The sequence below is a fragment of the Pseudomonas sp. FP453 genome, assembly GCF_030687495.1.
Classification (GTDB): Bacteria; Pseudomonadota; Gammaproteobacteria; order Pseudomonadales; family Pseudomonadaceae; genus Aquipseudomonas.
This window is the reverse complement of sequence record NZ_CP117435.1, coordinates 3531006-3554520: the sequence shown is the minus strand read 5'-3', so window position 1 is coordinate 3554520 and position 23515 is coordinate 3531006. Positions and strand designations below refer to the sequence as shown.

At 60.1% G+C, this 23515-nt stretch carries 26 protein-coding genes and 1 pseudogene; 15 read left to right on the top strand and 12 right to left on the bottom strand.

Annotated elements, in window-relative coordinates; translation table 11 throughout:
* Positions 1–44: 44 nt before the first annotated feature.
* A complete protein-coding gene (locus PSH87_RS15925) occupies positions 45–581 on the top strand; it encodes a DUF924 family protein (protein ID WP_017738948.1) in 537 nt (178 codons plus the stop codon).
* A gap of 93 nt (positions 582–674) precedes the next feature.
* Positions 675–1307, top strand: coding sequence for a glutathione transferase (gene yfcF, locus PSH87_RS15920; RefSeq protein ID WP_305430170.1), 633 nt, complete (start codon positions 675–677; stop codon positions 1305–1307).
* Positions 1308–1310: 3 nt separating this feature from the next.
* Here yfcF and PSH87_RS15915 read toward each other — a convergent pair whose 3' ends face one another.
* Positions 1311–1556: a hypothetical protein gene (locus tag PSH87_RS15915; protein WP_305430169.1), complete on the bottom strand. Its 246-nt coding sequence runs from the start codon at positions 1554–1556 to the stop codon at positions 1311–1313.
* A gap of 132 nt (positions 1557–1688) precedes the next feature.
* On the opposite strand from PSH87_RS15915, the gene PSH87_RS15910 reads away from it, so the two are divergent.
* The gene (locus tag PSH87_RS15910) at positions 1689–2333 is read left to right on the top strand and encodes a hypothetical protein (protein ID WP_017738945.1); all 645 of its coding nucleotides are present in this window, start codon (positions 1689–1691) and stop codon (positions 2331–2333) included.
* Between the two features lie 32 nt (positions 2334–2365).
* Positions 2366–2707 carry a hypothetical protein gene (locus tag PSH87_RS15905; protein WP_017738944.1) on the top strand — a complete coding sequence of 114 codons (342 nt, stop codon included), beginning with the start codon at positions 2366–2368 and terminating at the stop codon, positions 2705–2707.
* 133 nt (positions 2708–2840) lie between these two features.
* Here the strand turns inward: PSH87_RS15905 and PSH87_RS15900 are convergent, their stop codons facing one another.
* Both PSH87_RS15900 and PSH87_RS15895 read right to left on the bottom strand, forming a co-directional pair.
* Positions 2841–3587, bottom strand: a complete 747-nt coding sequence (locus tag PSH87_RS15900) for a creatininase family protein (RefSeq protein WP_305430167.1) — start codon at positions 3585–3587, stop codon at positions 2841–2843.
* Between the two features lie 30 nt (positions 3588–3617).
* Positions 3618–4331 carry a murein L,D-transpeptidase catalytic domain family protein gene (locus PSH87_RS15895; protein WP_305430165.1) on the bottom strand — a complete coding sequence of 238 codons (714 nt, stop codon included), beginning with the start codon at positions 4329–4331 and terminating at the stop codon, positions 3618–3620.
* 39 nt (positions 4332–4370) lie between these two features.
* On the opposite strand from PSH87_RS15895, the gene PSH87_RS15890 reads away from it, so the two are divergent.
* Positions 4371–5948: a murein L,D-transpeptidase gene (locus PSH87_RS15890; protein WP_305430164.1), complete on the top strand. Its 1578-nt coding sequence runs from the start codon at positions 4371–4373 to the stop codon at positions 5946–5948.
* Here the strand turns inward: PSH87_RS15890 and PSH87_RS15885 are convergent.
* The gene (locus PSH87_RS15885; RefSeq protein ID WP_305430163.1) at positions 5945–6448 is read right to left on the bottom strand and encodes an AAA family ATPase; all 504 of its coding nucleotides are present in this window, start codon (positions 6446–6448) and stop codon (positions 5945–5947) included. The genes PSH87_RS15890 and PSH87_RS15885 overlap by 4 nt on opposite strands.
* Positions 6449–6522: 74 nt before the next feature.
* Here PSH87_RS15885 and dapF point away from each other — a divergent pair, with 74 nt between their 5' ends.
* Complete coding sequence (gene dapF, locus PSH87_RS15880) at positions 6523–7329, top strand: diaminopimelate epimerase (protein WP_305430162.1); 807 nt, start codon at positions 6523–6525, stop codon at positions 7327–7329.
* A gap of 150 nt (positions 7330–7479) precedes the next feature.
* Here the strand turns inward: dapF and PSH87_RS15875 are convergent, their stop codons facing one another.
* Both PSH87_RS15875 and PSH87_RS15870 read right to left on the bottom strand, forming a co-directional pair.
* Entirely contained in the window at positions 7480–8628 is a 1149-nt protein-coding gene (locus tag PSH87_RS15875; protein WP_017738938.1) for a PAS domain-containing sensor histidine kinase, read from the bottom strand.
* Positions 8618–9433, bottom strand: coding sequence for an alpha/beta fold hydrolase (locus PSH87_RS15870; protein WP_305430160.1), 816 nt, complete (start codon positions 9431–9433; stop codon positions 8618–8620). Before PSH87_RS15870 ends, PSH87_RS15875 begins: the two co-directional genes overlap by 11 nt.
* Positions 9434–9560: 127 nt before the next feature.
* On the opposite strand from PSH87_RS15870, the gene PSH87_RS15865 reads away from it, so the two are divergent.
* The 3 genes from PSH87_RS15865 to PSH87_RS15855 all read left to right on the top strand — a co-directional run bounded on the left by PSH87_RS15865 (position 9561) and on the right by PSH87_RS15855 (position 12359).
* Positions 9561–10757 carry a YgcG family protein gene (locus tag PSH87_RS15865; RefSeq protein WP_305430158.1) on the top strand — a complete coding sequence of 399 codons (1197 nt, stop codon included), beginning with the start codon at positions 9561–9563 and terminating at the stop codon, positions 10755–10757.
* An 18-nt stretch (positions 10758–10775) separates the two neighbouring features.
* Positions 10776–11297, top strand: coding sequence for a GNAT family N-acetyltransferase (locus PSH87_RS15860; protein WP_017738935.1), 522 nt, complete (start codon positions 10776–10778; stop codon positions 11295–11297).
* An 81-nt stretch (positions 11298–11378) separates the two neighbouring features.
* A complete protein-coding gene (locus PSH87_RS15855; RefSeq protein ID WP_305430157.1) occupies positions 11379–12359 on the top strand; it encodes an NAD-dependent epimerase/dehydratase family protein in 981 nt (326 codons plus the stop codon).
* Here the strand turns inward: PSH87_RS15855 and PSH87_RS15850 are convergent.
* From PSH87_RS15850 to PSH87_RS15840, 3 genes are all read right to left on the bottom strand, one after another.
* Positions 12277–12705, bottom strand: a complete 429-nt coding sequence (locus PSH87_RS15850; protein ID WP_305430156.1) for a MerR family transcriptional regulator — start codon at positions 12703–12705, stop codon at positions 12277–12279. The genes PSH87_RS15855 and PSH87_RS15850 overlap by 83 nt on opposite strands.
* A gap of 28 nt (positions 12706–12733) precedes the next feature.
* On the bottom strand, positions 12734–13225 hold the full coding sequence (locus tag PSH87_RS15845; protein WP_305430155.1) for a GNAT family N-acetyltransferase: 492 nt from the start codon (positions 13223–13225) through the stop codon (positions 12734–12736).
* Positions 13226–13318: 93 nt separating this feature from the next.
* Positions 13319–13693: a hypothetical protein gene (locus PSH87_RS15840; protein ID WP_305430153.1), complete on the bottom strand. Its 375-nt coding sequence runs from the start codon at positions 13691–13693 to the stop codon at positions 13319–13321.
* A gap of 117 nt (positions 13694–13810) precedes the next feature.
* Between PSH87_RS15840 and PSH87_RS15835 the strand changes: the two genes are divergently transcribed.
* Positions 13811–14272, top strand: a complete 462-nt coding sequence (locus PSH87_RS15835; protein WP_305430151.1) for a GNAT family N-acetyltransferase — start codon at positions 13811–13813, stop codon at positions 14270–14272.
* Positions 14273–14426: 154 nt separating this feature from the next.
* The gene (locus tag PSH87_RS15830; protein ID WP_305430150.1) at positions 14427–14708 is read left to right on the top strand and encodes a hypothetical protein; all 282 of its coding nucleotides are present in this window, start codon (positions 14427–14429) and stop codon (positions 14706–14708) included.
* 148 nt (positions 14709–14856) lie between these two features.
* Here the strand turns inward: PSH87_RS15830 and PSH87_RS15825 are convergent, their stop codons facing one another.
* Complete coding sequence (locus PSH87_RS15825) at positions 14857–15150, bottom strand: fructose-bisphosphate aldolase (protein WP_305430148.1); 294 nt, start codon at positions 15148–15150, stop codon at positions 14857–14859.
* A gap of 403 nt (positions 15151–15553) precedes the next feature.
* On the opposite strand from PSH87_RS15825, the pseudogene PSH87_RS15820 reads away from it, so the two are divergent.
* The 3 genes and pseudogenes from PSH87_RS15820 to PSH87_RS15805 form a co-directional block, all read left to right on the top strand.
* Positions 15554–15727, top strand: a pseudogene (locus PSH87_RS15820) (AAA family ATPase); the annotation flags it as partial.
* Positions 15728–16241: 514 nt separating this feature from the next.
* Positions 16242–18503, top strand: coding sequence for an AAA family ATPase (locus tag PSH87_RS15810; RefSeq protein WP_305430147.1), 2262 nt, complete (start codon positions 16242–16244; stop codon positions 18501–18503).
* Positions 18504–19313: 810 nt separating this feature from the next.
* Positions 19314–19877 carry an NADAR family protein gene (locus tag PSH87_RS15805; protein ID WP_305430146.1) on the top strand — a complete coding sequence of 188 codons (564 nt, stop codon included), beginning with the start codon at positions 19314–19316 and terminating at the stop codon, positions 19875–19877.
* Between the two features lie 88 nt (positions 19878–19965).
* Here PSH87_RS15805 and PSH87_RS15800 read toward each other — a convergent pair whose 3' ends face one another.
* Positions 19966–20568 (bottom strand): response regulator transcription factor, encoded by a 603-nt coding sequence (locus PSH87_RS15800; RefSeq protein ID WP_305430145.1) that lies wholly within the window; start codon positions 20566–20568, stop codon positions 19966–19968.
* 97 nt (positions 20569–20665) lie between these two features.
* On the opposite strand from PSH87_RS15800, the gene PSH87_RS15795 reads away from it, so the two are divergent.
* Positions 20666–22303: a hybrid sensor histidine kinase/response regulator gene (locus PSH87_RS15795; RefSeq protein ID WP_305430143.1), complete on the top strand. Its 1638-nt coding sequence runs from the start codon at positions 20666–20668 to the stop codon at positions 22301–22303.
* Here the strand turns inward: PSH87_RS15795 and PSH87_RS15790 are convergent.
* On the bottom strand, positions 22269–22604 hold the full coding sequence (locus tag PSH87_RS15790) for a hypothetical protein (RefSeq protein ID WP_305430142.1): 336 nt from the start codon (positions 22602–22604) through the stop codon (positions 22269–22271). The genes PSH87_RS15795 and PSH87_RS15790 overlap by 35 nt on opposite strands.
* Positions 22605–23515 lie beyond the last annotated feature (911 nt).

The following is a 23515-nucleotide window of genomic DNA, read 5'->3' as shown; positions in this document are numbered from 1 at the left end:
CGACTCTGCTAACGTCTGCCAAATCGTTTTCACAGGCCCTCACCATGACCACCCCACAATCCGTCATCGACTTCTGGCAAAACGCCGGCCCCAAACGCTGGTTCGCCAAGGACGAGGCCTTCGACGCCAGCTTTCGCGACACCTTCCACAGCGCCCACCTGCAAGCCGCCCGCCGCGAGCTGGAAAGCTGGCTGGACTCGGCAGAAGGCGCCCTGGCCCTGCTGATCCTGCTCGACCAATACCCGCGCAATGCCTTTCGCGGCACGGCCCATATGTTCGCCACCGACCCGTTGGCGCGCTTGTATGCCGGGCGCATGGTCGAGGCCGGGTGGGATCAGTTGATCGTGCCTGCGTTGCGTGCGTTCTGCTACCTGCCGTTCGAGCATTCGGAAGACCCGGCGGACCAGCAGCGTTCCCTGGCCCTCAACCAGACGCTGGACGCCAACACCTACCACTGGGCCAAGGAGCACGCCGAGATTATCCAGCGCTTTGGGCGGTTTCCTCATCGCAATCAGGTGTTGGCTCGCGCCAGTACTGAGGAGGAGCAAGCATTTTTGGACAAGGGCGGGTTCGCCGGGTAGGTCATTCCCGTCAGGAATACCCCTATAAAAACCTGCCATTGTCTTTCCCGCCACAGATCTCGTAGCGTGAGATTTCACCCGAGGAGCCCTGCCATGCACCCACGTTCGCTGCGCCTGTACATCGATAATCTTTTCACCAGCCCCTATGCAATGTCTGTGTTTGTGGCCCTGCGGGAAAAAGGCCTGGCCTTCGAGACCGTGACCCTGGACCTGGACGCCGCGCAAAACCAGACGGCCGACTTTGCCAGGCTGTCCCTGACCCAGCGCGTGCCGACCCTGGAGGAGGGCGATTTTGCACTGTCGGAATCGTCGGCGATCACTGAGTACCTGGAAGAGACCTATCCCGAGCCAGCGCTCTACCCGGCCGACCCCAAGCAACGCGCGCGGGCGCGGCAGGTGCAGGCGTGGCTGCGCAGCGATTTGCTGCCGATTCGCCAGGAACGTTCGACGCTGGTGGTGTTCTGCGGGCAGAAGATGCCGCCGTTATCGCCCGTGGCCCAGGCGGCAGCGCAGAAGTTGATCGCTGCGGCGCAAGCATTGTTGGCAGGTAACCCGGACTACCTGTTCGGCACCTGGTCGATTGTCGACGTGGATCTGGCGGTGATGCTCAATCGCCTGATCCTCAACGGTGACAGCGTGCCCGCCGAGTTGGTCGCCTATGCGCAACGCCAGTGGCAACGGCCGTCGGTGCAGGCCTGGGTCAACCTGCCGCGCCCTGCGCTCTAGGGGTTACAGCCATTCCTGGGCGACGCGGCGGTCCAGGTCTTCCCAGTCGGCCATGCCCAGCACGCGCATGGTGTTCAAGCCGCGCAGGTAGCCGCGCAATTGCTGGGCGCTGGCGCAGCGCAGATCGGCGTCGGCCGTTTCGTCCTGCAATACGCTTTCATAATCGACCAGGTAATCGGCGACCCGCTCGCGAAACTCCGGTAGAACGGCTTCGCGGATGCGGTCGAAGGTTTTCTGGTGGGGCTTCATGGTCGGGTCCTTATCTATTTTTATGTAGGCACTATCGGTTCAGATAATAGTCACCATCACCGATTGCAAGTTCTGTTTTTTGCGCAAAAGCGCAAAATTGCCCCATCGAAACGCTGTTCAAGGAAATGCGCGATGAGGACGATTATCCAGCTGGCATTGATGGCCCTGATGCTGGGCACTGTGGCCGTAAACAACGCCGCCATTGCCGATGAACTGCGAACAGGCCATTTGCTACCCATCGACGCTAGCGTAGACTCCCTGCAGCACGCGCAATCGGTCGGTGTGTTGTTGAGTGATAGCACCCGCGACAACCTCAGCTACCTTGAACGCTACCACGACATGGCCATGAACGGCGCCAAGGATGCCCTCGACGAGCGTATCCGCCAGGCGTTCGTCAATAGCTCCGATCCGGAACTGGCCATCGATTGGCTGATGGGGTCGCTGCAAGGCGCCTTTGTCTCGGTGACGGTCTACGACACGCTGGATGCCCTGGTGCAGGCGCACCCGGATGTGGTGGTGATGCTCGACACCCATAATCAACTGCTGACCCAGCGAAACGACCGGGTCGAGGCGCGGTTTATTGCGCGGTTCTATAATGCGAGCCTGCAATACATCGCCAAGGCCGAAGGCTCGGTGTACAAGCAAGTGCCGTCGGTGTGGGTGCATGACAAGGCGGCGCCCGAAATTGCCGCGCAGATCGAGCAGCAGCGGGATGTACAGCAAGCGGCCTTGCGCCAGTTTGACGCATCGCTCAAGGCGTTGGTCCAAGCCGGTTGATGTGATTTTTTGATTATTTTCCAGGAATTTCTATGCGCTCTTTTTTCGTCCCGGCCCTGGCCTTTGCTTCGTTGTGGCTGGCCGGGTGTGTGTCTGCTCCCAATGCTCCGACGCTGACTCTGCAAACCACCAAGACACCCGAAGGCTATACCCAATGCGTCCTGCCCAAGCTGGAAAAGCACGGCATCACCTCGACGGTCACGCAGAACTCGCGCCACGCCAAGGTGGTGCTGACCAGCAAGATTGCGGCGGATGATGTGTTGGAGGCGTACAAGAGCCAGGATGGCACCAAGGTGTTCCTGTATGAGCGCAAGCCGTTGGCATCGACCCTGACGCCGTCGCGGTTGGAATTGGTGGCGCAGGAGTGCAAGTAGTCTGCACACACACACACAAACCCTGTGGGAGCGGGCTTGCCCGCGATAGCGGTGTATCAACCAACAAATGCTTGGGCTGACACACCCTCATCGCGGGCAAGTCCGCTCCCACATTTTTTGATCTGTGTGTGGCCTAGGGCTTGGCTTCGTTGCTGAAGGTGTTGACCGTCGCGATCAACCCCTTCGCCGCCAACGCCACCAACTCCCCCCCTTTCTCCACCGTCGCCAGCGCCGGATCCGAGCCCATGCGCCCGTCGGGGAAGCGTGCACGGAAGTCCAGCGCTTCGCGAATCGGCCCGGTATTGGCGATCTGCGGCGAGTACTCGGCCGATTTGATCGACGCCGGGTAGGCCCACTGCGTGACCGCAATCTCCGACGGCGTGGCGTGGCTGCCGTGGCCCACCGGGAATTGCTGCTGGGCCAGGGCGTTGACGCCTTCCAGGTCCCACCAGTTCACCAGCTTCAAGGCAAACCCGGCCGGGCGGCGGGCGAAGCTGGCTTCGGCATACAGCTCGGAAAACGCGGCTTCAATGGTGGCGATGTTGCCGCCGTGGCCGTTCAGGAACAGGATCTTGTCGAAACCATGCCCGGCCAGCGAACGCACCCAGTCGCCAATCGCGGCGATAAAGGTGGAAGGGCGCAGCGAAATGGTGCCAGGAAACCCGAGGTGATGCTGGGCCATGCCTATATTGAAGGTCGGGCCGATCAGGATGTCGGCGTTCTTCTGCGCCTCATGGGCGATGATCTCCGGACACATCCAGTCGGTGCCCAGCAGGCCGGTCGGGCCGTGTTGTTCGTTGGAGCCGATGGGGATCACCACCGTACGGCTGCGCTCCAGGAACTGCCCGATTTCGATCCAGGTGGATTGGTGTAGAAGCATGGGTTGCTCTCTTTTATCTATGGGGACAGGCTATCCGCCACGGATTGTACGACTACTCGCCACCTGTTGGGGTTTGCAGTTGAGGTACGTCGAGGACTTCAACCAATGCTGGTCCGGGTACCAGGAAAACATGAACTGGCCATCCTTGAGCTTGTCCACCACCTGGCGCGCCACCTGCGGGCGCACGGCCGGGCAACCCTGGCTGCGGCCGATACGGCCTTCGCGCTTGCTCCACAGCGGGCTGACGTAGTCGGCAGCGTGGATCACGATGGCGCGGTCGCGGGCCTGATCATTGAAGCCCGGCTCCAGGCCGTCCATGCGCAACGAATAACCGTGGGTGCCCAGGTAACTCTCCTGGGTGCGGAACAAGCCCAGGCTGGACTGGTGGCTGCCCTCGCGATTGGAGAACTGGGTGGCGAAGTTTTCCCCGGACTTGGCGCCATGGGCCACCAGGTCGCGCAGCACCAGGGTCTTTTTGCGCAGGTCGAAGATCCACAGCCGACGGGCGGTCGAAGGCTGGGAGTAGTCAATCACCGCCAGGCGCTCGGAGCGTTCCTCGCCATTATTGACCGCGCACTGCACCGCATTCAGGGCGCTTTTGAGTACAGTGGGATTGAGTTCTGGAGCCGAGCGCGCCAGGCTGCTATACAAGGTAGGAGGGTTGCCATTGGCGGCGAGCGCAATATTGCTCAACGCGGCCAGGCTCACGGTGATCAAGCCGAGGCGGCACAAAAAAGTCAGCATCTACAGTACATCCCCCCGCTGTGGATTGGAGCAAAGCCATTGTTCAAAAAACACGCATGTTACTTGAGCATTTGCCTGCTCGTTGCACCATTGGTCGCGACAGCCGACGAGCTGCCGGTGGAACCTGTGCCAATTGTTTCCGCCAGTCCGCTGCAACAAGCGTTGGCGGCACTGCCTGCGGTGTGCCCCCATCTGGCGCCGCACATCGATGCCGCCAGCCAATCGCGCCTGCAAGCGTTCTACCAGCAGCAGGGCGATATAGCGCTGTGGTCCGCCGAACGCCGGCAGGCATTGCAGGCCCAACTGTTGCTGCTTGCCGACGACGGCCTGGACCCCACCCACTATAGCCTGCCTGCGCCGGACGCCACGGCCAACGTGCTGTGCAGCGATATCGACAGCAGCCGCCAGTACCTGCAAGCCCTGCAGGATCTGCACTACGGCCGCCTGCAACAATCGCGCTTCGAACCGCTGTGGCACTCCCAGCCGCCGACTCGTGACGCGAACACCGAAGTGCTGGCCTTCGCCGCCGCCGGCCTGCAAGACATGCCCCAAGGGTTTGACCAGGCTCGCCCCAGCGCCGATTTGTACCGCAGCCTGCGCAACACCTATTCCACTGTGCGCCTGCAACCGTTGCCGCACTGGGACCCGATCGCCAGCGGCCCTTTGCTGCGCCCCGGCACGGAAGACGCCCGCGTGCCTGACCTGGCGCGGCGCCTGGTCAGCGGCGGCTACCTGGCCAGCGCGCCGAGCGGCAAACTCTATCGCGATGAGCTGGTCAAGGCGGTCAAGGCCTTCCAGCTCAGCCATTCCCTGCAAGCCGATGGCGTGATCGGCGCCGGCACGGTGACCGAGTTGAACATCAGCCCGGCGATCCGCCGCGAGCAACTGCGCATCAACCTCGAACGCTTCCGCTGGCTGGCCCAGGACCTGGAGCCCGAAGGCGTGCTGGTCAACGTCGCCGCAGCGCAACTGAGCGTGTACCAGAGCGGCATCCCGGTGTGGCAAACCCGCCTGCAAGTCGGCCGCGCCGAACGCCAGACGCCGCTGCTCAAGTCGCGCATCACCCGGCTGACCCTCAACCCCACCTGGACCATCCCGCCGACCATCATGCGCGAGGACAAACTGCCGGCGATCCGCCTCAACCCCGAATACCTGCGCCAGCAAAACCTGCAAGTGCTCGACCCCGAAGGCCGCCCGCTGGCGCCCGAACAGATCGACTGGGCACGCCCCGGCAACATCCTCCTGCGCCAGGAAGCCGGCCCGCGCAACCCGTTGGGCAAGATCGTGATGCGCTTTCCCAACCCGTATTCGGTGTACCTGCACGACACCCCCAGCCAACCCCTGTTCAGCAAGGGCCCGCGAGCATTCAGCTCGGGCTGTGTGCGGGTCGAACAGCCGTTGATGCTGCGCGACCTGCTGGTAACCCCGGCCGAGCGCGCGCGCACCGATGAACTGCTGGCCAGCGGCGTGACCCATGAATTCAGGCTGGCCACGCCGGTGCCGGTGTTGCTGGGGTATTGGACGGTGGAAGTGGATCGCCAGGGTGGCTTGGTGTATGCGCCGGATATCTACTCGCGGGACCTGGTGCTGATGAAGGCGATGGGCGCGACGCTTTAGCTGTAGGGGGCACTCATTCTTGCGAGCAGCGCTTGGACCGCCTGCGCCGGGCTGATCAAGGCGGTGTCGAGTGTCCATACATCCCAGGGCTCGTATTCATGGGCCAGTACGGATTGCCAGGTGGGCGGCGCCAATCCGGCAATATCACCCGTACGGGTTTCGACACGGCGTTGATGTTCGTGCGGGTCGCTGCAGATCACCTGAATATCCAGCAGCGCCACACCTGCAGTCGCCGCGATTTGTTGCCACGCTTCGCGGCTTTCCTTGACCGGGTTGACGCAATCGGCAACCACCGTATGACCCAGCTGCAGATTGCTCAGTGCCAGCGCATTGGCCACGCCGTAGCCGCTGGCACCTACATCGGTGACCAGCACACGGGCGTTGCGCAGCGCTTGTTCGATCACATCTATACGCAGGTAAACCGCTCCAGCCTGGCGGACCAGCGCCTGCGCAATGGTGGTTTTGCCGGTGCCGGGAAGGCCACTGAAAACAATAAGCATGCTGTGCTCTCGATTAGGTCTGGCCGGTTCAGAGTATCCTTCACTTCCCCCATTGGTCGACTAAAGGACAACCCATGCCCTTGCCGTTCGTAAAAATGCACGCCCACGGCGACGACTTCATCATCATCGACCGCCGTGGCCAGGCCGACCCGATCACCGCGCAAATCGCCCGCCGCCTGGGCAACCGCCATACCGGTATCGGCTTCAACCAGCTGGCCGTGGTCCTCGATTGCGACGATGCGGCGGCGCGGATCAAGTTCTGGAACCCCAACGGCACGCCACTGCAAACCTGCGGCAGTGCCACCCGTGGCGTGGCGGATCGCCTGATGCAGGAAACCGGCAGCGACTCGATTGTGCTGCGCACCGACCGCGGCTTGTTGACCTGCGTGCGGGCGTCGGGGCGCCAGGTGTCGGTCAACATGGGCGAGCCGTCGCTGGACTGGGCGGCTGTGCCGCTGGCCGAGGCCATGGATACCCGCACCTTGCCGCTCGAAGGTGAGCCGGCGGCGTGCAGTATGGGCAATCCGCATTGCACGTTTTTTGTCGACGACATAACGGCTGTCGACGTGGCGGCGGTGGGGCCGGCGCTGGAACAGCATCCATTGTTTCCGGCCAAGACCAATGTGCATTTCGTGCAGGTGCTGGACCGTGGGCACATCCGCCTGCGCATCTGGGAGCGCGGCGGGGGTGTGCCGCTGGGGTCGGGGTCGTGTTGTTGTGGGGCAGTGGTCAATGGCATCCGCCGTGGCTTGCTGGATGCCAGGGTTCAGGTGCACTGCGATGGCGGTAGGGTGACGGTGGAGTGGGCGGGCGAGGGGGGGGTGGTGTTGACGGGGAGTGTGGAGCCGGTGATGCAGGGTAGTGTGTTTGGCATCGGATGAAGGTAGGCAGTTGAAACTGTGGTGGCTGGGCGGCCGTCATCGCAGGCAAGCCAGCTCCCACAGTTTGATCGGTGCAAACCTGATCTGGCGTGCAAACCCAATCCCCTGTGGGAGCTGGCTTGCCTGCGATGACGGAGGTACAGGCGAAACCTAAAGCCCGCCAGGCACAAAACGCACACTGAACAACGTGCCGTCTTGCACGGTAGACCTCACCGCCACATCGCCGCCATGCACCCTGGCCAACTCCCGCACGATATACAGCCCCAGGCCCACGCTGCGCACGTCGCTGCCTTGTTCAGTGCCGCGGGTCATGGGCTCGAACAGCCCGTCCAACAGTGTCTCGGGAATCACCGCGCCATGGTTGTGCACGGACACGGTGCAACCGCCATCGCCCAATTGCGAAGTCACGGTGATGGGCCGTTGCAGGTCGCCATACGCCACGCTGTTGGCCACCAGGTTGCCGATGATCTGCTGCACGCGGTCGGCGTCCAGGCTGGCGTCGCCACTGCCCACGGCGTGATGTTCCAGGGTGGCCTTGGGGAAGGCCACGCGCAACTCATCCACGGCCTGCTGGGTTACGGCGTGCAGGTCGAGTGGCGCCACCTTGATGCTGATGCCGTGGCCGACGCGGGCCTGGGTGAAGTCCAGCAGGTCGGCGATCATGCGTTGGGCACGTTCGGAGGACTGGGCGATATGCCCCAGCAACTGGCGCTCCTTGGCACTGCGTTCGCCTCGGCTGAGGAAGTCCGAAGCCATGCGGATTGCCGTGAGCGGGTTCTTCAAGTCATGGCTGACGATCGCCACCATCTGCTCGGCAAACAGCGCGCGGCGCTGGGCGATGGCATAGGCCTCGCTCAGTTCGGCCTGGGCGCTCTTGAGGGCGAGTTCGGTGGCGGTCTTTTCCTGCAAGAGCGCTTCGGCCAGGTTGCGGGCGTTGAGCAGTTCACGCTCGTACTTGTCGCGGTCGGTGGTGCCGAACAGGGCCAGGTCGTAGACCACGCCATCCGCATGCTCGCGCTTGAGGCCATTGAGCAGCACGGTCACCTTGTGCCCGTCGCGGTGCAGCATCTCCAGCTTCACTTCGGTCACACTGCCGCGCAGGCGCAGCATCGGTGCCAGGTGGGTCTGGTGGAAGATTCGTCCGCCCATGGTCAGCAGGTCCTGGAAGCGCCGGCCGTAGAGTTCGGCGGCGCTGAACCCCAGCCATTCACAGAACCGCGCGTTGGCTTGCAGGATCGCACCGTCTTGCGCGGTGACGGCGAGAGCGCAGGCGGCGCTGTCGAACAGCTTAGCCGGCATGGAGGGCGGCCCACGGCGCAAGGAAGGTGTCCATCGCGGCGGTACACGCCTGTGGCGCACTCATGTGCGGGCAATGGCCGACGTTGTCGACCAGGCAATAGGTGCTGTTGGGCAGCACGCTGTGCAGGTATTCACCGACGACAACCGGAGCGATCAGGTCGTCGCTCGATTGCAGGATCAGTACCGGGGTGCTCAGGCCTGCGACGTCCTGGCGGTTGTCCGACATGAACGTTACCCGCGCAAATTGCTTGGCGATCTCCGGTTCAGTGCGGCAGAAGCTGTCGGCCAGTTCGTCGCTCAACGCCGGTTGCCCGGGCGCGCCCATGATCACTGGCGCCATCGCGCTGGACCAGCCGAGGTAGTTGCTGTCGAGGGTATCGAGCAGGTCGTCGATATCGCTGCGCTTGAAGCCGCCGACATAACCGTCGGCATCGATATAGCGCGGCGACGGGCCGATCATCACATGGGCGGCGATACGCCCGGGGGCCTGGCGGTCGGAGAGGGTGGCGATCATGGCGCTGACCGAGTGGCTGACCAGAATCACCGGGCCCACCGCAAAGGCCTGGATGATCTCGTTCAAGTCGCGGGCGTAACCTTCCAGCGTGCTGTACTTGGCCTTGTCGAACGCATTGAGGTCCGACAGGCCGGCGCCGACCAGGTCATACATCACCACGCGAAAGCGTGCGCCAAACTGCGGCGCCAGGTAGTTCCACATGGCCTGGTTGCAACCGAAACCGTGGGAGAACACCAGGGTCGAGGCGCCATTGCCCATCACACTGACGTTGTTGCGGTGGCGTAGGTCCATGGGCTTCCCGGTTATGGCGTTTTGCTATGCGTGGGCGGAGTTTAGATAGTCAACGGCACGGGGTCACGCGTTATAGCGCCGATAGGGTAAAGTCGGCGCCTTCAGGAAGAAACTTCAGGTAACAAGTATGTGGTTGATTGTGCGGCAATCCGTTTTCAGCTTGCTGGCGTTGGTCTGCATAGGCCTGTCGGGCGCCGCCCAGGCGGACACTTCGCCGATTGGCGTGGCCCTTGATCAGCGGGTGATCGACCTCACCAACACCCTGGACGCCGGCACCACCACCCGTCTGAAAGACCAGCTCGCCGCCCTCGAGCAGCGCAAAGGCGCGCAGGTCGCCGTGCTGCTGGTGCCCAGCCTCGGCGGCGCCAGCCTCGAAGACTATGCGAACCAACTGTTCCGTGCCTGGAAGCTGGGGCGCAAGGACATCAATGACGGCATCCTGCTGCTGGTGGCCAAGGATGACCGCAAGGTGCGCATCGAAGTGGGCTACGGTCTTGAAGGCACCGTCACCGACTTGCTGAGCCATCGCATCATCGAAGAACACGTCACCCCGGCGTTTCGCCAGGGCGACTACGCGGGCGGTGTGAGCCTCGCCGTCAATGACTTGATCGTGCTGGTGGACGGCGGCGACTTGCCAGATGTGGCGGGGCCGGCGACCGGGCCGCGGGCGCTGGCGGTGTTGCTGGCGTTTGTTCTGGGCGCCCTTGGCGGCGTGCTACTCGCCGCTGGCAAGCTGCATTGGCGTCGCGCCCTGATCGCGACCGTGGCGGCCACGGTGCTGCTGACGATTTTCAGCGGTGGGCAGGCCTGGCCGTTGTCCCTGCTGCTCATGCCGCTGACGATGCTGATCGGCGGCGCCACCTTTGGTGCGTTGTGGCTGGCGCGCACGGTGTTCTACTGCGTGCTCGGGTTGCTGGCCTACATCCTCGGGCTGGTGGTGGCTGATCAACACTATGCCGACGTCAACTTCATCCACTGGCTGGTGTATCCGCTGGCGGCGCTGGCTGTGCTGGGGTTGTACCTGATCCTGTTGGTGCTCATGAAAGACGCCTGGAAACAGAGCCGCGCAGGTTTTGTCGCACGGTTGCTGGCGGCCGTGGCGGTGTATGGCGCGGCCGTGTATGTGCTGGACATGGGCCGTAACGGCTGGTTGTTCGCGTTCCCCATCGCCTCGTTTGCGGCGTTGTGTATTTTTGGCAAGGTCGGCACGGGGTCGGGGTCGGGTTCTGCCGGTGGGTCAAGCTCGGGTTCCAGCCGCTCCAGCAGCAGCTCGTCGGGCGGTGGTGGTTCGAGTGGTGGCGGTGGCGCTTCGGGGAGTTGGTAAACCATGTCCAGAGACATCATGATTCGTCCCGCAACGGCTGAGGACGCGCTGTGTATCGGCGTGCTGGGCATGCAGGTCTTCCTCGACACCTACGCCACCGAAGGCATCCGCAATGCGATCGCCAATGAGGCGCTGCAAGCGTTCTCGCCGCAGGCCATCACGCGGCTGCTGGCTGAGCCTGGCATTGCGTTGCTGGTTGCCGAGTGCAACCACCACCTGGTTGGCTTCGCCCAGGTCAAACTCAACACCGGTCACGCGATGATTGAGGCGGCGGATGTTGCCGAGCTGCAGCGCCTGTATATCCAGGAGCGTTTTACCGGGTTGGGCATGGGCTACCGCCTGCTGCAAGCCGCCGAACAACGCGCTGCACTGGAGGGTGCCTCATTGCTGTGGGCCACCGTATGGGACGGCAATGAGCGCGCGCTGGCGTTCTACCCTCGGCGCGGCTACGCGCTGTTGGGCGCGCCGACCTACACCTTCCAGGGCGAGACCCACGGCAATCGGCTGTTTGGCAAAGCCCTGGGCCTGACGCCCGCTTGACTCTGCCCCACGGGACAGACTGTATGCTTTTTTTCGCTGCGCATAGCGCAGGGTTTTTTAAGCGAAAAAAGGACGATAAGCATGTTGTGTCTGGTGACGGGGGCCAATGGGCACCTGGGCAATACGCTGGTCAGGGCGCTGCTCAGGCAAGGTCACACCGTCCGTGCCGGGGTGCGCGATATCCATCAGCAGGCCGCGTTCGCAGGGCTCGCGTGTGAGGTGGTCTACGCCGAGCTGCTGGATGAGGCAGCACTAGGCAAGGCCCTCGACGGCGTCGAGGTATTGTTTCAAGTGGCGGCGGTGTTCAAGCATTGGGCGAAAAATCCCGAGGCCGATATCGTCGAGCCCAATGTGCAGGGCACACGGTGTGTGTTGCAGGCCGCCAGCCGTGCAGGGGTCAAGCGCGTGGTGTATGTCAGTTCCGTGGCAGCGGTGGGGCATGACGGTAGCGCGTTGGATGAAACCCGGTGGTGTGAGGAGGCTGAGAATGCCTACTACCGTTCGAAAATCCTCAGCGAACAGCTCGCGTGGCAAACCGCGAATGCGTTGGGGTTGTGGATGGTCTCGGTATTGCCTTCGGCAATGATCGGCCCCAACGCCGGGCGCTTGACCGATACCTTGGGTTTTTTGCAGGCGGTGAAGGATCGCAAGGTGCCGCTGGACCCAGGCTTTCACTTCAATTTTGTCGATGTGCGCGATGTCGCCAACGGCATGCTGCTCGCCGCGCAGAAGGGCCGTGCAGGCCAGCGGTATATCCTCGCCAATGAGCGCTCGTCATCGCTGGCTGAACTGGCCGATGTATTGGGTGTGCGAGCGCCGCCACAGGCGCCGCGTCGGTTGCTGCTGGCCATCGCTTGGCTGCAAGAGCGCTGGGCTCGCCTCACTGGGCATCCCGCCCAGCTGATGCGAAGTCAGGTGCGTTTGTTCCATGGTGTGCGCCAGGAATACAACATCGACAAAGCCAAGGCCGAGTTGGGATTCAATCCGCGCCCGCCGCAGCAGGCGTTGCGCGAAGCGTTTGCGTATCTGGACAGACGCGGGGGGCAGCCGTATGAGGGGTGAACAGCTCATTCATCTGGCACTTGAGCCCGGCGAGGTGGACGTCCAATGCTTGCAACTCGCGGATTCTGGCTTGCACATCCAGGCGTTTGGCATCGACGGCAGCGTTGGCCAAGTCCAATGGAAAGGCGCGTAGCGCGTTTTTCGCGGCGATCAACGGGCCCATCTCGGCGAGCTTGAAACCCGCCGTCTGTGCCTTGCGGATCAGCTGCACCATTTGCACATGGTGCGGGTTGTACACGCGGTAGCGGCCACTGCGCTGGGGTTCGCTGATCAGCCCCAGCTGTTCGTACAGGCGGATCGCTTTTGGCGTGCAGCCGGTGAGTTGGGCGAGGCGTCCGATGAACATCGAGGCAGTCCTTTACCGGGAGGGAAGATCAGAGATCCATGACCATCTCATGCCACGCCATCCCGCCGTGATCAGAGGCTGACGGCCGCACGTAGCGATAGCCCATGTGCTCGTACAACGGCACATGGCGGTCCTTGCACATCAGATGAATGGTCCGTTTGCCCAACGCTTGCATGCGTTGTACAAACGCGTTCATCAGCGTCGTGGAATAGCCCTTGCCCTGGTGCGCCGGGTCAAGCACCACCGACATGATCACCACATTCGGCGCGTCGGCCGAATGCCCTACCAGCTCCTTGAACGCTTCGTCCGACATCACCACTTCGTGGGCGCAACCGCCGTTGATGAACCCCACCACCTCGCCATCGGCTTCCAGGATCAGAAAGCCTTGTGGGTACAGCGCGATGCGCGTGGCGATTTTTTCCAGGGTCGCGGCTTCGTCGCCTTCGTAGGCGCTGGTTTCGATTGCAAAGCAGCGGGCGGCGTCAGAGGGCAGGGCGTTGCGCAAGGTGAGGGTGGGCATGCTGGGGCCTGGAAAGAGAGCGAGGGGCGATATGATAAAGAAATATCGCCTTTGCCACACGGGCTTGCCAACGGCTCGCTCAAATGACCGTGGTCAAGTGAACATGTCCGGGCCGAAGTCTTCAACGCCTTCGTGACGGAGCGTCTGTTGGAACTGCTCCTTGAAGCGGTTTATCTTCTGTTGAAGTTCGGTGCTGTAGGTGCCGTCCGGGTTGTCGGGGGGGAAGTTGAATTGGATCGGATATACGTTCTCCGGGGAAAGGTAAGGGGCTTTTTCAGGCCCCCCCACCTCCGATTGAAGAGGCTGTAAACCGAGGGTCTCGGCGATGTTGAAGGCGGTATTCAGCGTCTTGTCCACATCGCTCGCTTTTACCAGTACCTGGGCTTTTTCACGGGGTGGCGGTAGTTGACTCGATGTTTGATGAATCGAGTGTTGCGCAGATAACGACAGAGAATTAATAGTGGACATGCTCGGTTCTCATGAGGGGAGGGTGGGGGAAGGACCAAACCGTGTGTGGTGCTAGAGACGCTTTGGGTTCCCTGTAACCCGTTGTTCAAGGATGGATTTTTTGAAAAGGAAGCAGACATGCTCGAAATAAAGCCGGCGACTGCGCAGGATGCCCCCGCGGCTTTTGATATTCGCCGCGAAGCTATCCGCAGCCAATGCATCGGCGCCTACACCCGCGAACAAATGATGCTCTGGACACGCGGCAACGCCGACGACGGCTACAGCGCGCTGATGGACAAGCCGTTTTACCTGGGGTGGGTACAGGGTCAGCCGGTGATCACCGGGATGCTCGACCACAATGAAATCGGTGCATTGTTCGTGTTGCCGGGATTTGCCGGGCGCGGGTATGGCAAGGCAATGCTTGAGCACCTGGAATACCAGGCACGGCAACGGGCGGTTGAAACGGTGGTGCTGGATGCGACGTTGAATGCCGCGAGTTTCTATCGGGCGTGTGGGTACGTGGGGGATGAGCAGGCGGTCTACCATTCGCCGTCGGGGCTGACGTTGGCGTGTATACCGATGACCAAGCGACTGGTTTGATGCGTGAGCGCTTTAGCGAGGCTGCGAAGGCGGTGGCACTGCGGGTAGAAATGTTGCCTGTGAACTGTGACCACTGCTGCGCGATGCCGATTTATCTGCCCGTTAACTGCACGAGGTCACTATGGGTTATCACATTTGCCACAGAGATGGGGCCATGCAGTCGGACCCCGGCCTACACACATTCCCGGAGCTTCTTGCCGAACTGAAAACCCGCCCGGAAGATGAGGAACATGCAGAGGTTTCAGTGACCAACGACGCAGAGTGGTGCATCGCAGTGTCCCTGTCAGCCACCGTCACCTTTGAAAACCTGGAGTCCGGCGAGCCTCGCCATATGAAGCAAGTCCCTGAGAGCAAGGTCCTGGAATTGTGGCGCTTATTGGCCGAGGGAGACGTTGCGACCCTTGAGCAAGAACCGTGGTTGCCGGGCTACGCCTGACCTGATGGATGCCAGTCAGTTGAAGGGTGAACACTGTAGCTGTGGCCGGCATCAGGTCGTGCTAACGATGACGCAAGTCCAGCTGCTGAACCCTCAATCAAAAACCAGAAAACCCGCCTAAGCGGGTTCCCTCAACACTCACACACCCTCAACTCGCAGCCGGCACCTCAAACCCTCGCCGCTCAATCACCGCAAACACATCCGCCACATCCTGGACCATGATCCGGGCGGTATTGGCAACGGTATTGATATCGTGCTCGGCATAGTCCGACACGTTGGAACAGGCCATCAGATGCAGGTAGGCGAGGGCAGCGTTCAAGCGTTCGCTGGCGCACGCCTGCAACTCGCTGAGCGGGGCGTCGCTGTCGATCAGCAGGACGGGGTAGTCGGTTGCGGTTTGGGACATGGGGGTGAAGCGGCGGGGCGGGTTTTGATTGGTCATGGTAATAATCCTTTAGCAAGAATAATTGCCACCGTTTTGCTGCGAAACAAAGATGGGTGGCAGCTGTGCGCGGGTTCGCAGACCGGGGATTATTACCAGAACCCGGCAGACCCGAAGGTCTCCCACGCACAACCGCCATAAAACGAGAGGCAGCTTTAATTTGGCTGCGTCATGTTCGACGGTACTGGTAATAATTTTGAGGGCTGCGAAACCCTGTCGCCAGCCAATGCCAGCGACGGGCCGAACTATAAGGCGCTGTGAAAAGGGGTGCAACCAAGAGAATGTTTCAACGCCGCGATAAGGCCTCAAACATCGCGAGCGGTGGTTGCTTCAACGCTTTTCAATCAGCGTCATCAGGCTTCGACACGGCGACGTTCCAGTGCCCAACCCCGTGCTTCATCTCATGACAGGCAAAATCGCCTCCGGCAAATCAACCCTGGCCAAAAGCCAAGCAGCCGAAGACTCGGTCACTCTGCTGAGTGAGGATCAGTGGCTCTCACGGCTGTACCCTGATCAGATCAAATCAATAACCGACTATGTGCGCCTCGCACGACAGATTCGCGAGGTGGTGGGCCCCTGCGCGTGGCGTCCACCCAGTTATCGAGCGTTTTGACGGACATTTCAGCTGGCGGGCCGCTTCGGTTCTGCCAACACTTTCAGCTAGCGCAACCGCTTGAGTCTTGAACTCATCGGTATAGTTACGGCGAGTAGATGGATACATGGCAACCTCCAAGAGAACGATTTAAGTATCGCTTCTTGGCGTCCGTTGTCACGGGACAGGCCCAATAGGTACTTTTGTGCGCCGGATGAGGGGGGGCGGGTTGAAGTTCATCGTGGTTGATGGGGAGGGGCATCGTGAGAATGGGGGGCTGGAAGGCTGGTTTTGGGCCGTTCACTGTCCCCCACAACAGGCGGCTATCGGCCAGGAGCGGTCGCACAACCAGCAAATAAGTCTGTTCCTTTTCCGACTACTCCCTTTCGGACTATATAAGAGCGGACGCCTATCGATTTCTGGTCAAACCGCACCGAAAGCAATTTGCCACCATTAGCCTATACTCGTTCGTTCGCGGTGTTTTCAAGGAGAGATCTCAATGGTTGTACCAGATTTGAATGAGCTAGACGCTCCCGTTGTCGACGATTTTGAAACTTGGCTCGGCGAAAGAAGCCGATGGTTACAGACAGCCGCAAAGAATTTAATCGATACCAAGAAGCCCCCGACAGACGACCAGATAAAAGAGCTTTCCCGGCTTTGCATGGTCGAATCGAAGAAGGAAGAGGACCCAGGCTTCGGCATCGTATCGCCAGGCTCGTTGGCACTTGCTGCCAGCCGTCCTGCCATCCGCATAGAAGGGATCTCAGAAGTCCACGGGTTGAATGCGATCAAATCAGGCGCAGCACTACCCCTTGGCACAGGCAACATCACAGTGTTCTACGGTCAAAATGGCTCAGGAAAAAGCGGGTATGCACGCCTCCTGAAACAGGCATGTGGCTCAAGGTCCAAGGACGAAATTCACCCTAACGTCTTCATTGAAGAGCCTGAGGCCTGCAAGGCTAATTTCCAAATCTCTGCAGGACAAAAGAAAGGAACAATTGAATGGACGCTTACCCAAGGGGCAGATCCTTTACTTCGTCACGCCCAGATATTTGACTCCAGAACGGCTACCCAATACATGGGCAAAAACGAGGCCAGCTACGAACCCAGTCAAATGAAGTTCGTGGCGTCATTGATCGCCGTGTCAGACAAAGTTAGTCAGCACCTCATGGCATCGAAGAATGCATTGCTGAGTGTATTGCCACAATTCCCAGCGGACTTGGAAGTCACTGAAGAACGTACGTGGCTTGCGAGTATTAAGCCTGCAACGAATACGGCTGCTATCGACAAATTTTGTACGTACACTCCAGAGCACGACGCTGAGCGGATTATCACAGAAGGTGCACTGGCCCAGAAGGACGTGGTGGGGCGCCTGGCCTCAATCACGAAAGAAAAGCAAGGAGTGGCAACAGTTCGGCTAGCTATGAGCCAACTCAAGGAAAAGCTCTCCAACGAAACAGCACAGATCATCGTAAGTGCCAACGCTGATGCAAAGGGAAAACGGCAAGCCGCTCAGAAATTTGCTCAACAACTCTTCTCCGAAACTCCACTTGAAGGAGTCGGCGAGGCGGTGTGGCAACAGTTATGGGCCCAAGCTCGATTGTTCTCTCAAAATCATGCTTACCCAGGTCAACCATTTCCTGTTGTGGATGAGCAAGCAAGGTGTGTACTTTGCCAACAAGAGCTCAATGAGGATGCTAGTCATCGGTTGAGCCACTTTGAGCAGTTTGTCACCGAAGGTTTGGAGCTAGGCGCAAAACAAGCAGAAGACAAACATAAGGGTTTTATCCTTGCCTTACCCCAATTGCCGAGAGAACAAGACTGGTTAGCTCATATGGCCCTGATCAAGCTGGATCAACAGCAGGCCATCGATTTGCATAAAACCTTGGTTAAAAGACGCTCCGATCTCGAGACCGCTGAACAAATCGAAAATGTTGCCCTATTCGACTGGTCTCTGGTAGATCAGGCACTGGCAGAAGTAACCGAGCAGTTAGGGGGCGAAGAAAAGTCGCTGACTGAGCTCTCTCAAGACGGCAAACGACAGCAAATGGAGGTACAACTCCGAAAGCTGAAGGCCATGCAGTGGCTTTCCCAAAACAAACTAGCAGTCCTAGCTGAACGTGACAGGTTGTTGGCTGTTGACCAGTACGGGAAAGCCATCCGGCTTGCTGCAACCAACACGCTAACGATTAAGAACAACGAACTGGCGAAATCCGAGGTGGAGGCCGGATATCAAACTCGCTTCGCTGCCGAACTCAAGCTACTAGGTGGTTCGAGATTGCCTGTAGCCCCTCAAAGTAAAACAGTCGGTAAAGGCAGGACAACATTCGGACTGACGCTCGTTGGTGCGAAAGGCGCCCGCCCGCCAGAACAAATTCTCAGTGAAGGTGAGACTAGAATTGTAGCTTTGGCTGCATTCCTCGCCGATATTACTGGCTCAAATCAAGTCGCGCCGTTTATTTTCGATGACCCGATTTCCTCACTCGATCAAGATTTTGAAGAGCGGGTTGTCGCGCGACTCGTAGATTTAGCGCAAACCCGTCAGGTCATCATCTTCACCCACAGGCTGTCGCTGGTGACACTTCTGGAATCTGCAGTAAAGAAAGTGAAAGAACATCCAGATATCCCGGATATCGCCTTCGACGTCCAGACGCTTCGACGTCCAGACGCTTCGACGTCTCGACAAAACATCCGGCATTCTGACAGGACAAAGTGCTCGAGACTCGAAACCGAAGCCGGCCATCAACAAGCTCTTGAATGAGAGCCTAGCCCGACTCAAGAGGCACCAGGCAGAAGGCGATGCTGAAAGCTACGACCTCATGGCCAAGAGTGTTTGCAGCGACTTCCGAATCATCGTGGAGCGCACTGTTGAGGTGGTGATGCTGAACAGCGTCGTACTGCGATTCCGTAGAGAAGTGATGACCAAAGGGCTACTGAGGCAGCTAAGCAACATCACTCAGGAAGATTGTGATCTGATTGACGACTTGATGACACGATACTCTGTGTATGAGCACTCTCAGGCAGACGATCTCCCAGCAGTTCCCCCCGAACTTGTTCAACTCGAAACCGATATGCGGTCGCTTGCGGACTGGATAGAGGCCTATTCGAAGCGAGTGGCCTGACACACATTGCAAGACATCCGGAAAATGGGGGACAGACCACATTTAAAACTATGGCTGTCTGCCCCCAATTTCCGCGCGTTTAATGACGGCTTCTGGCCGGTAGCTGCCCTCCGTCACAGACACCAACCGGCCAAGGCGATTGCTCAGGAACCCCGCTTGCCTGGCCGCAATAGCTTGCTTCGACGCACCGATGGATGCCTGCATTCCCTGCGGAAAAGGACATTCAGACGCCGCCAATGCCGAGGCGGACGCCATGCAACTCAGTAACGTGAAAACAGCGGCCATCCTTGTCATGAAATTCCCTCGTTGCTAGCAAGCACTGTCGAAATAAGCTGCGGATTCTAGCCGATGCCAGAGGATGAAGCGCTCCATTGACCTGCCAAGCTTCGTGGTTGCCTTGTCCAGCCCTGTCGCTGTAACTTCGCTCTCCAGTTATCGAGGGTATCTCATTGAACGACTCTGAACATTTGAACGCACTGTGCGCCCGTTTCAACTCAGGAGAAGATCTGAGCTTTACGTTTTTCTGGGGGCACCAGCGCAGCAAAACTGTCGTCACGGCTTCGTGTTTCAGCCAGTGGTTTGAGGCCGGGTTTGTGGTCGATGGGCAACATTACCCGACGGCCGAACACTTCATGATGGCCGAGAAAGCGGCCTTGTTTGACGATCAGGATATTCGTGCGCAGGTGTTCAACGCTCCTACGCCAAATGCCGCCAAAGCGCTTGGCCGTAATGTGCGCGGGTTTGATGAGCAGGTTTGGCTGCAACACCGATACGACATCGTGGTTCGAGCGAACCAGGCCAAGTTTTCTCAAAATCCGCCGTTAAACGAATACCTTCTACAAACCGGTTCGCGGGTTATTGTCGAGGCCAGCCCGGTTGATAGCATCTGGGGTATAGGGCTCGCGCAGGATAACGCGGATGTGAACAATCCGAATCTTTGGAAAGGCTTGAACCTACTGGGCTTTGCGCTGATGCAAGTGCGGGACGGTGGCGGTGTGCCGGCCCCAAGGTAGTTGCCCCGAGTGCGAGAAAGCTTCCTCAGATACAAGTGGTCGAGCAGGCGTTCATTGCGGTGATGCTGGACCACGACAAAACCAACCCTCAACCCACCCCCGAATACTTCACCGCCGCGGCCGCCCGCGAACTCACTCCCAACACCCTCAGCAACGACGAAACATGAATCCGCACGGTAAACGGCGAAATATCCAACGCTTTGGCAATCTCCTTGTTCGTCTTGCCCTGGGCAATCAACCTCAGCACATCCTGCTGTCGCGCCGTCAACGTATGGGTATCCAACGGCAACAACCCCGACGGCGCAAACTTGACCAACACCTCACCCTCACGAATCGCCAGCAACGCCTGGCCGATCTCCTCGGGTGCGATGTTTTTGCCGATAAAACCGTCTGCGCCCAACGCCATCACCTGATCGATCAACGCCGGGTCATCCACCATCGACACCACGATCAAGGTGGTGCGCCGCAGTTGCTGGCGCAGTTCGGCCAGTTGGCTCAGGCAGGTCAGGCCGGGGAAGCGCAGGTCGAGGATCAGGGTGTCGATGTCGGCGCCGTCGCTGATTAGCACTTGCACCGTGTCGAGGTCGCCGGCTTCTTGCACCTCGGCCGCGGGCAGCAGGCGTTGCACGGTGCGCAGCATGCCTTCGCGAAACATCGGATGGTCGTCGGCGATGATGATGCGGCCGGTCATGGGGGGCTCCTCCCTGGGGCGGTGTGTGGCGCGGTCATGCTACCTTAGCACCGCATTGCATGACGCCGCTGACGACTGCCGCACAAGGACGTAACCCATGGGTATTGAGACCAACTCTGAACTCGACCAGGCCAACTTGCGCATCGTGGTGGCCGCTATCGCGATTGTTTACATCAGTGTGCTGGGGTTTTTGCCGGGGCAGTCGCTGGAGACTTATCTGCCGGTGATTCTGTACATCGTGCTGTTTCTGATCGCCTCGATTATCTTGCGGCAGGTGATCGCCCGTTGGCCTGGGCATTACCCTGCGCGGCGTATCTTCGGCATGATCCACGACTATACGGGCACTTCGTTCGGCATGGTGGTGGGCGGCGAGGCGGCGTTGCCGTTGTATGCGGTGATGGTGTGGGTCAACCTGGGCAACGGCATGCGCTACGGCTCGCGCTACCTGGCGATTGCCACGGCGTTGGCGTTGTTGGCGTTGCTGATCGTGTACCAGTTGACGCCGGTGTGGCAGGCGCAACCGTTTATGGTGCTGATGTTGATGATCACCAGTACGGTGATCCCGGTGTACGCCCATATCCTGCTGGAACGTACGCGCAAGGCGTCGGAAGAAGCCATCGCCGCCAACCTGGAAAAATCCCGTTTTCTCGCCCAGGCCAGTCATGACCTGCGCCAGCCCATTCACTCCATCGGCCTGTTTACCGCGTGCTTGCGCGAAGCACGCCTGGGCGATGAAGAGCGGCGGTTGGTGGATAACATCGACCGCTCGCTGCTCAATGTGTCGCAGTTGTTTCGTTCGATTCTGGACCTGTACACCCTCGACAACGGGCGCTTGCTGCCCAAATACCAGGCGGTGCATTTGGGCGAGTTTCTCGCCGATCTGGTGCGCCAGAACGCCGAGGCCGCGCGCTGGGCCGGGGTGGAATTGCGCTTGCGGCCCTGCGCCCACTGGGTGTTGGTGGACCCTGCGCTGTTGGCGACCATGGTGCAAAACGTGCTGTCCAATTGCTTCAAGTACGGCGCGCACCGGCCGGTGTTGATGGGCGTGCGTATTCGCGACGGCGGGCTGGCGGTGCAGATTCATGATCGGGGGCGGGGGATTGCCGAGGAGCATCTGTCAAAGGTCTTCGAAGAGTTCTATCGCGTACGCCACCTGCGGGACAAGGACGTCGAAGGCGTGGGCCTGGGGCTGTCCATCGTCAAGCGCCTGGGGCAGTTGATGGGGGTGCAGGTGAGCCTGCGTTCAAAGGTGGGCCATGGCACCTCGGTGAGCCTGCATGGCTTGACCCTGGCCAGCGCGCCGCGTGCAGCCGCTGCCCGTGACGACATACGGCAGGCCGGCCTGCTCACCGGCTTGAAAGTGTGCCTGGTGGAGGATGATCACAACGTGCTGCTCGCCACCCAGGCGCTGCTGGAGCGCTGGGGCTGCGAGGTGCAGGCGGAGTCGTCGGGGCGTGATCTGGTGAGTGATTGCGACATCATCGTCGCCGACTATGACCTGGGCAACCACGCCACGGGTATCGAATGCATCGATGCCCTGCGCGAACAACGTGGCTGGGCGGTGCCCGCGCTGATCCTCACGGGACACGACGTGGAACGCATCCAGGCCGCTTTGCACGACCGTCAGATCGCCATCCTGTCCAAGCCGGTGCGCCCCGCAGAACTGCGCGGCACACTGCGCGACTTGAGTCAGCAGCCACTTACTGGGCGAATGGAGCAAGCCCGTTACCCTTAGCGCCCTTGGGCTGGCAATAGGCGGCAGGTTTCATCAGGCCGAAGCTGGCAATTGCGAAGGCACCGCCACTGGCGCCGCTGGGCACCGAGCAGTTGTATTCGCCGGAGGCGGCGCTGGCCACGTAGTAGGTGCTCATGGAGTCACTGCGCACATTGGAGATGCGTTTTACCGGCTCGCCCAGGTTGGTTTCCGACAGGGTCTTGAGGTGGTCTTCGCTGGGTTTGATATTGCTGCAGCCGACCACGCCGATGATCAAGGCGCCCAACAGGGTGATGCGGGTAACAGAGGAGTGCAGTTTCATGGTGCTTCTTCCTTGGGGTTGTTATGGTTTTTCCAACGCACAACGGGTCCGCGCGCAGGGGATGCACGGTGCGGATGGGTGTGTTGGAAGTGCCGAGGAATATAGCGCCGCAGGGGGGAGGGGTCGATTAGCACAGGTGTGCTAGTGGCACACTGAGGTCATCCTTGTGGTGAGCGGGCTTGGGGCGGTACAAACCGGGGACATCGTTTACATTTCTAACCGGGGATATGGTTTACGGGCTAATACGCATGATCAGGAGGTAACTGATCATGCCCTGGAACCAAGAGTCCGCCATGACCAAGCGGTTGGTGTGTTGAGCATACGGTTTGTGGGGGCTGTCGAGCTTTAGCGAGGCTGCGAAGGCGGCGGCACGGCTGGTAGAGATGTTGCCTGAGCCAGCGCCATCGCAGGCAAGCCAGCTCCCACATTTTTGAACGGTGTACACCTGCGGCAACCTGCAAACCCAATCCCCTGTGGGAGCTGTCGAGCTTTAGCGAGGCTGCGAAGGCGGCGGCACGGCTGGCAGAGATGTTGCCTGAGCCAGCGCTTTCGCAGGCAAGCCAGCTCCCACATTTTTGAACGGTGTACACCTGCAGCAACCTGCAAACCCAATCCCCTGTGGGAGCTGTCGAGCTTTAGCGAGGCTGCGAAGGCGGCGGCACTGCTGGTAGAGATGTTGCCTGAGCCAGCGCTTTCGCAGGCAAGCCAGCTCCCACATTTTTGAACGGTGTACACCTGCAGCAATCTGCAAACCCAATCCCCTGTGGGAGCTGGCTGGCCTGCGATGCAGGCGCCTCGGTCTGTCAGTTGAGCCGCAGTTGTTCTGTATCCCCAAAAAGCCCAGGATCTGTGTCTATCGACCGAGCCATGTGCTCGTTAGCCTTGCGTCACGTTAACTGACGACCGAGCTT

What these genes read in the sequence shown, in the direction of transcription:
- PSH87_RS15925 (WP_017738948.1), top strand. Translation starts at nt 45, where the DNA reads ATGACCACCCCACAATCCGTCATCGACTTCTGGCAAAACGCCGGCCCC.
- yfcF (WP_305430170.1), top strand. Translation starts at nt 675, where the DNA reads ATGCACCCACGTTCGCTGCGCCTGTACATCGATAATCTTTTCACCAGC.
- PSH87_RS15915 (WP_305430169.1), bottom strand. Translation starts at nt 1,556, where the DNA reads ATGAAGCCCCACCAGAAAACCTTCGACCGCATCCGCGAAGCCGTTCTA.
- PSH87_RS15910 (WP_017738945.1), top strand. Translation starts at nt 1,689, where the DNA reads ATGAGGACGATTATCCAGCTGGCATTGATGGCCCTGATGCTGGGCACT.
- PSH87_RS15905 (WP_017738944.1), top strand. Translation starts at nt 2,366, where the DNA reads ATGCGCTCTTTTTTCGTCCCGGCCCTGGCCTTTGCTTCGTTGTGGCTG.
- PSH87_RS15900 (WP_305430167.1), bottom strand. Translation starts at nt 3,587, where the DNA reads ATGCTTCTACACCAATCCACCTGGATCGAAATCGGGCAGTTCCTGGAG.
- PSH87_RS15895 (WP_305430165.1), bottom strand. Translation starts at nt 4,331, where the DNA reads ATGCTGACTTTTTTGTGCCGCCTCGGCTTGATCACCGTGAGCCTGGCC.
- PSH87_RS15885 (WP_305430163.1), bottom strand. Translation starts at nt 6,448, where the DNA reads ATGCTTATTGTTTTCAGTGGCCTTCCCGGCACCGGCAAAACCACCATT.
- dapF (WP_305430162.1), top strand. Translation starts at nt 6,523, where the DNA reads ATGCCCTTGCCGTTCGTAAAAATGCACGCCCACGGCGACGACTTCATC.
- PSH87_RS15875 (WP_017738938.1), bottom strand. Translation starts at nt 8,628, where the DNA reads ATGCCGGCTAAGCTGTTCGACAGCGCCGCCTGCGCTCTCGCCGTCACC.
- PSH87_RS15870 (WP_305430160.1), bottom strand. Translation starts at nt 9,433, where the DNA reads ATGGACCTACGCCACCGCAACAACGTCAGTGTGATGGGCAATGGCGCC.
- PSH87_RS15865 (WP_305430158.1), top strand. Translation starts at nt 9,561, where the DNA reads ATGTGGTTGATTGTGCGGCAATCCGTTTTCAGCTTGCTGGCGTTGGTC.
- PSH87_RS15860 (WP_017738935.1), top strand. Translation starts at nt 10,776, where the DNA reads ATGATTCGTCCCGCAACGGCTGAGGACGCGCTGTGTATCGGCGTGCTG.
- PSH87_RS15855 (WP_305430157.1), top strand. Translation starts at nt 11,379, where the DNA reads ATGTTGTGTCTGGTGACGGGGGCCAATGGGCACCTGGGCAATACGCTG.
- PSH87_RS15850 (WP_305430156.1), bottom strand. Translation starts at nt 12,705, where the DNA reads ATGTTCATCGGACGCCTCGCCCAACTCACCGGCTGCACGCCAAAAGCG.
- PSH87_RS15845 (WP_305430155.1), bottom strand. Translation starts at nt 13,225, where the DNA reads ATGCCCACCCTCACCTTGCGCAACGCCCTGCCCTCTGACGCCGCCCGC.
- PSH87_RS15840 (WP_305430153.1), bottom strand. Translation starts at nt 13,693, where the DNA reads ATGTCCACTATTAATTCTCTGTCGTTATCTGCGCAACACTCGATTCAT.
- PSH87_RS15835 (WP_305430151.1), top strand. Translation starts at nt 13,811, where the DNA reads ATGCTCGAAATAAAGCCGGCGACTGCGCAGGATGCCCCCGCGGCTTTT.
- PSH87_RS15830 (WP_305430150.1), top strand. Translation starts at nt 14,427, where the DNA reads ATGCAGTCGGACCCCGGCCTACACACATTCCCGGAGCTTCTTGCCGAA.
- PSH87_RS15825 (WP_305430148.1), bottom strand. Translation starts at nt 15,150, where the DNA reads ATGACCAATCAAAACCCGCCCCGCCGCTTCACCCCCATGTCCCAAACC.
- PSH87_RS15810 (WP_305430147.1), top strand. Translation starts at nt 16,242, where the DNA reads ATGGTTGTACCAGATTTGAATGAGCTAGACGCTCCCGTTGTCGACGAT.
- PSH87_RS15800 (WP_305430145.1), bottom strand. Translation starts at nt 20,568, where the DNA reads ATGACCGGCCGCATCATCATCGCCGACGACCATCCGATGTTTCGCGAA.
- PSH87_RS15795 (WP_305430143.1), top strand. Translation starts at nt 20,666, where the DNA reads ATGGGTATTGAGACCAACTCTGAACTCGACCAGGCCAACTTGCGCATC.
- PSH87_RS15790 (WP_305430142.1), bottom strand. Translation starts at nt 22,604, where the DNA reads ATGAAACTGCACTCCTCTGTTACCCGCATCACCCTGTTGGGCGCCTTG.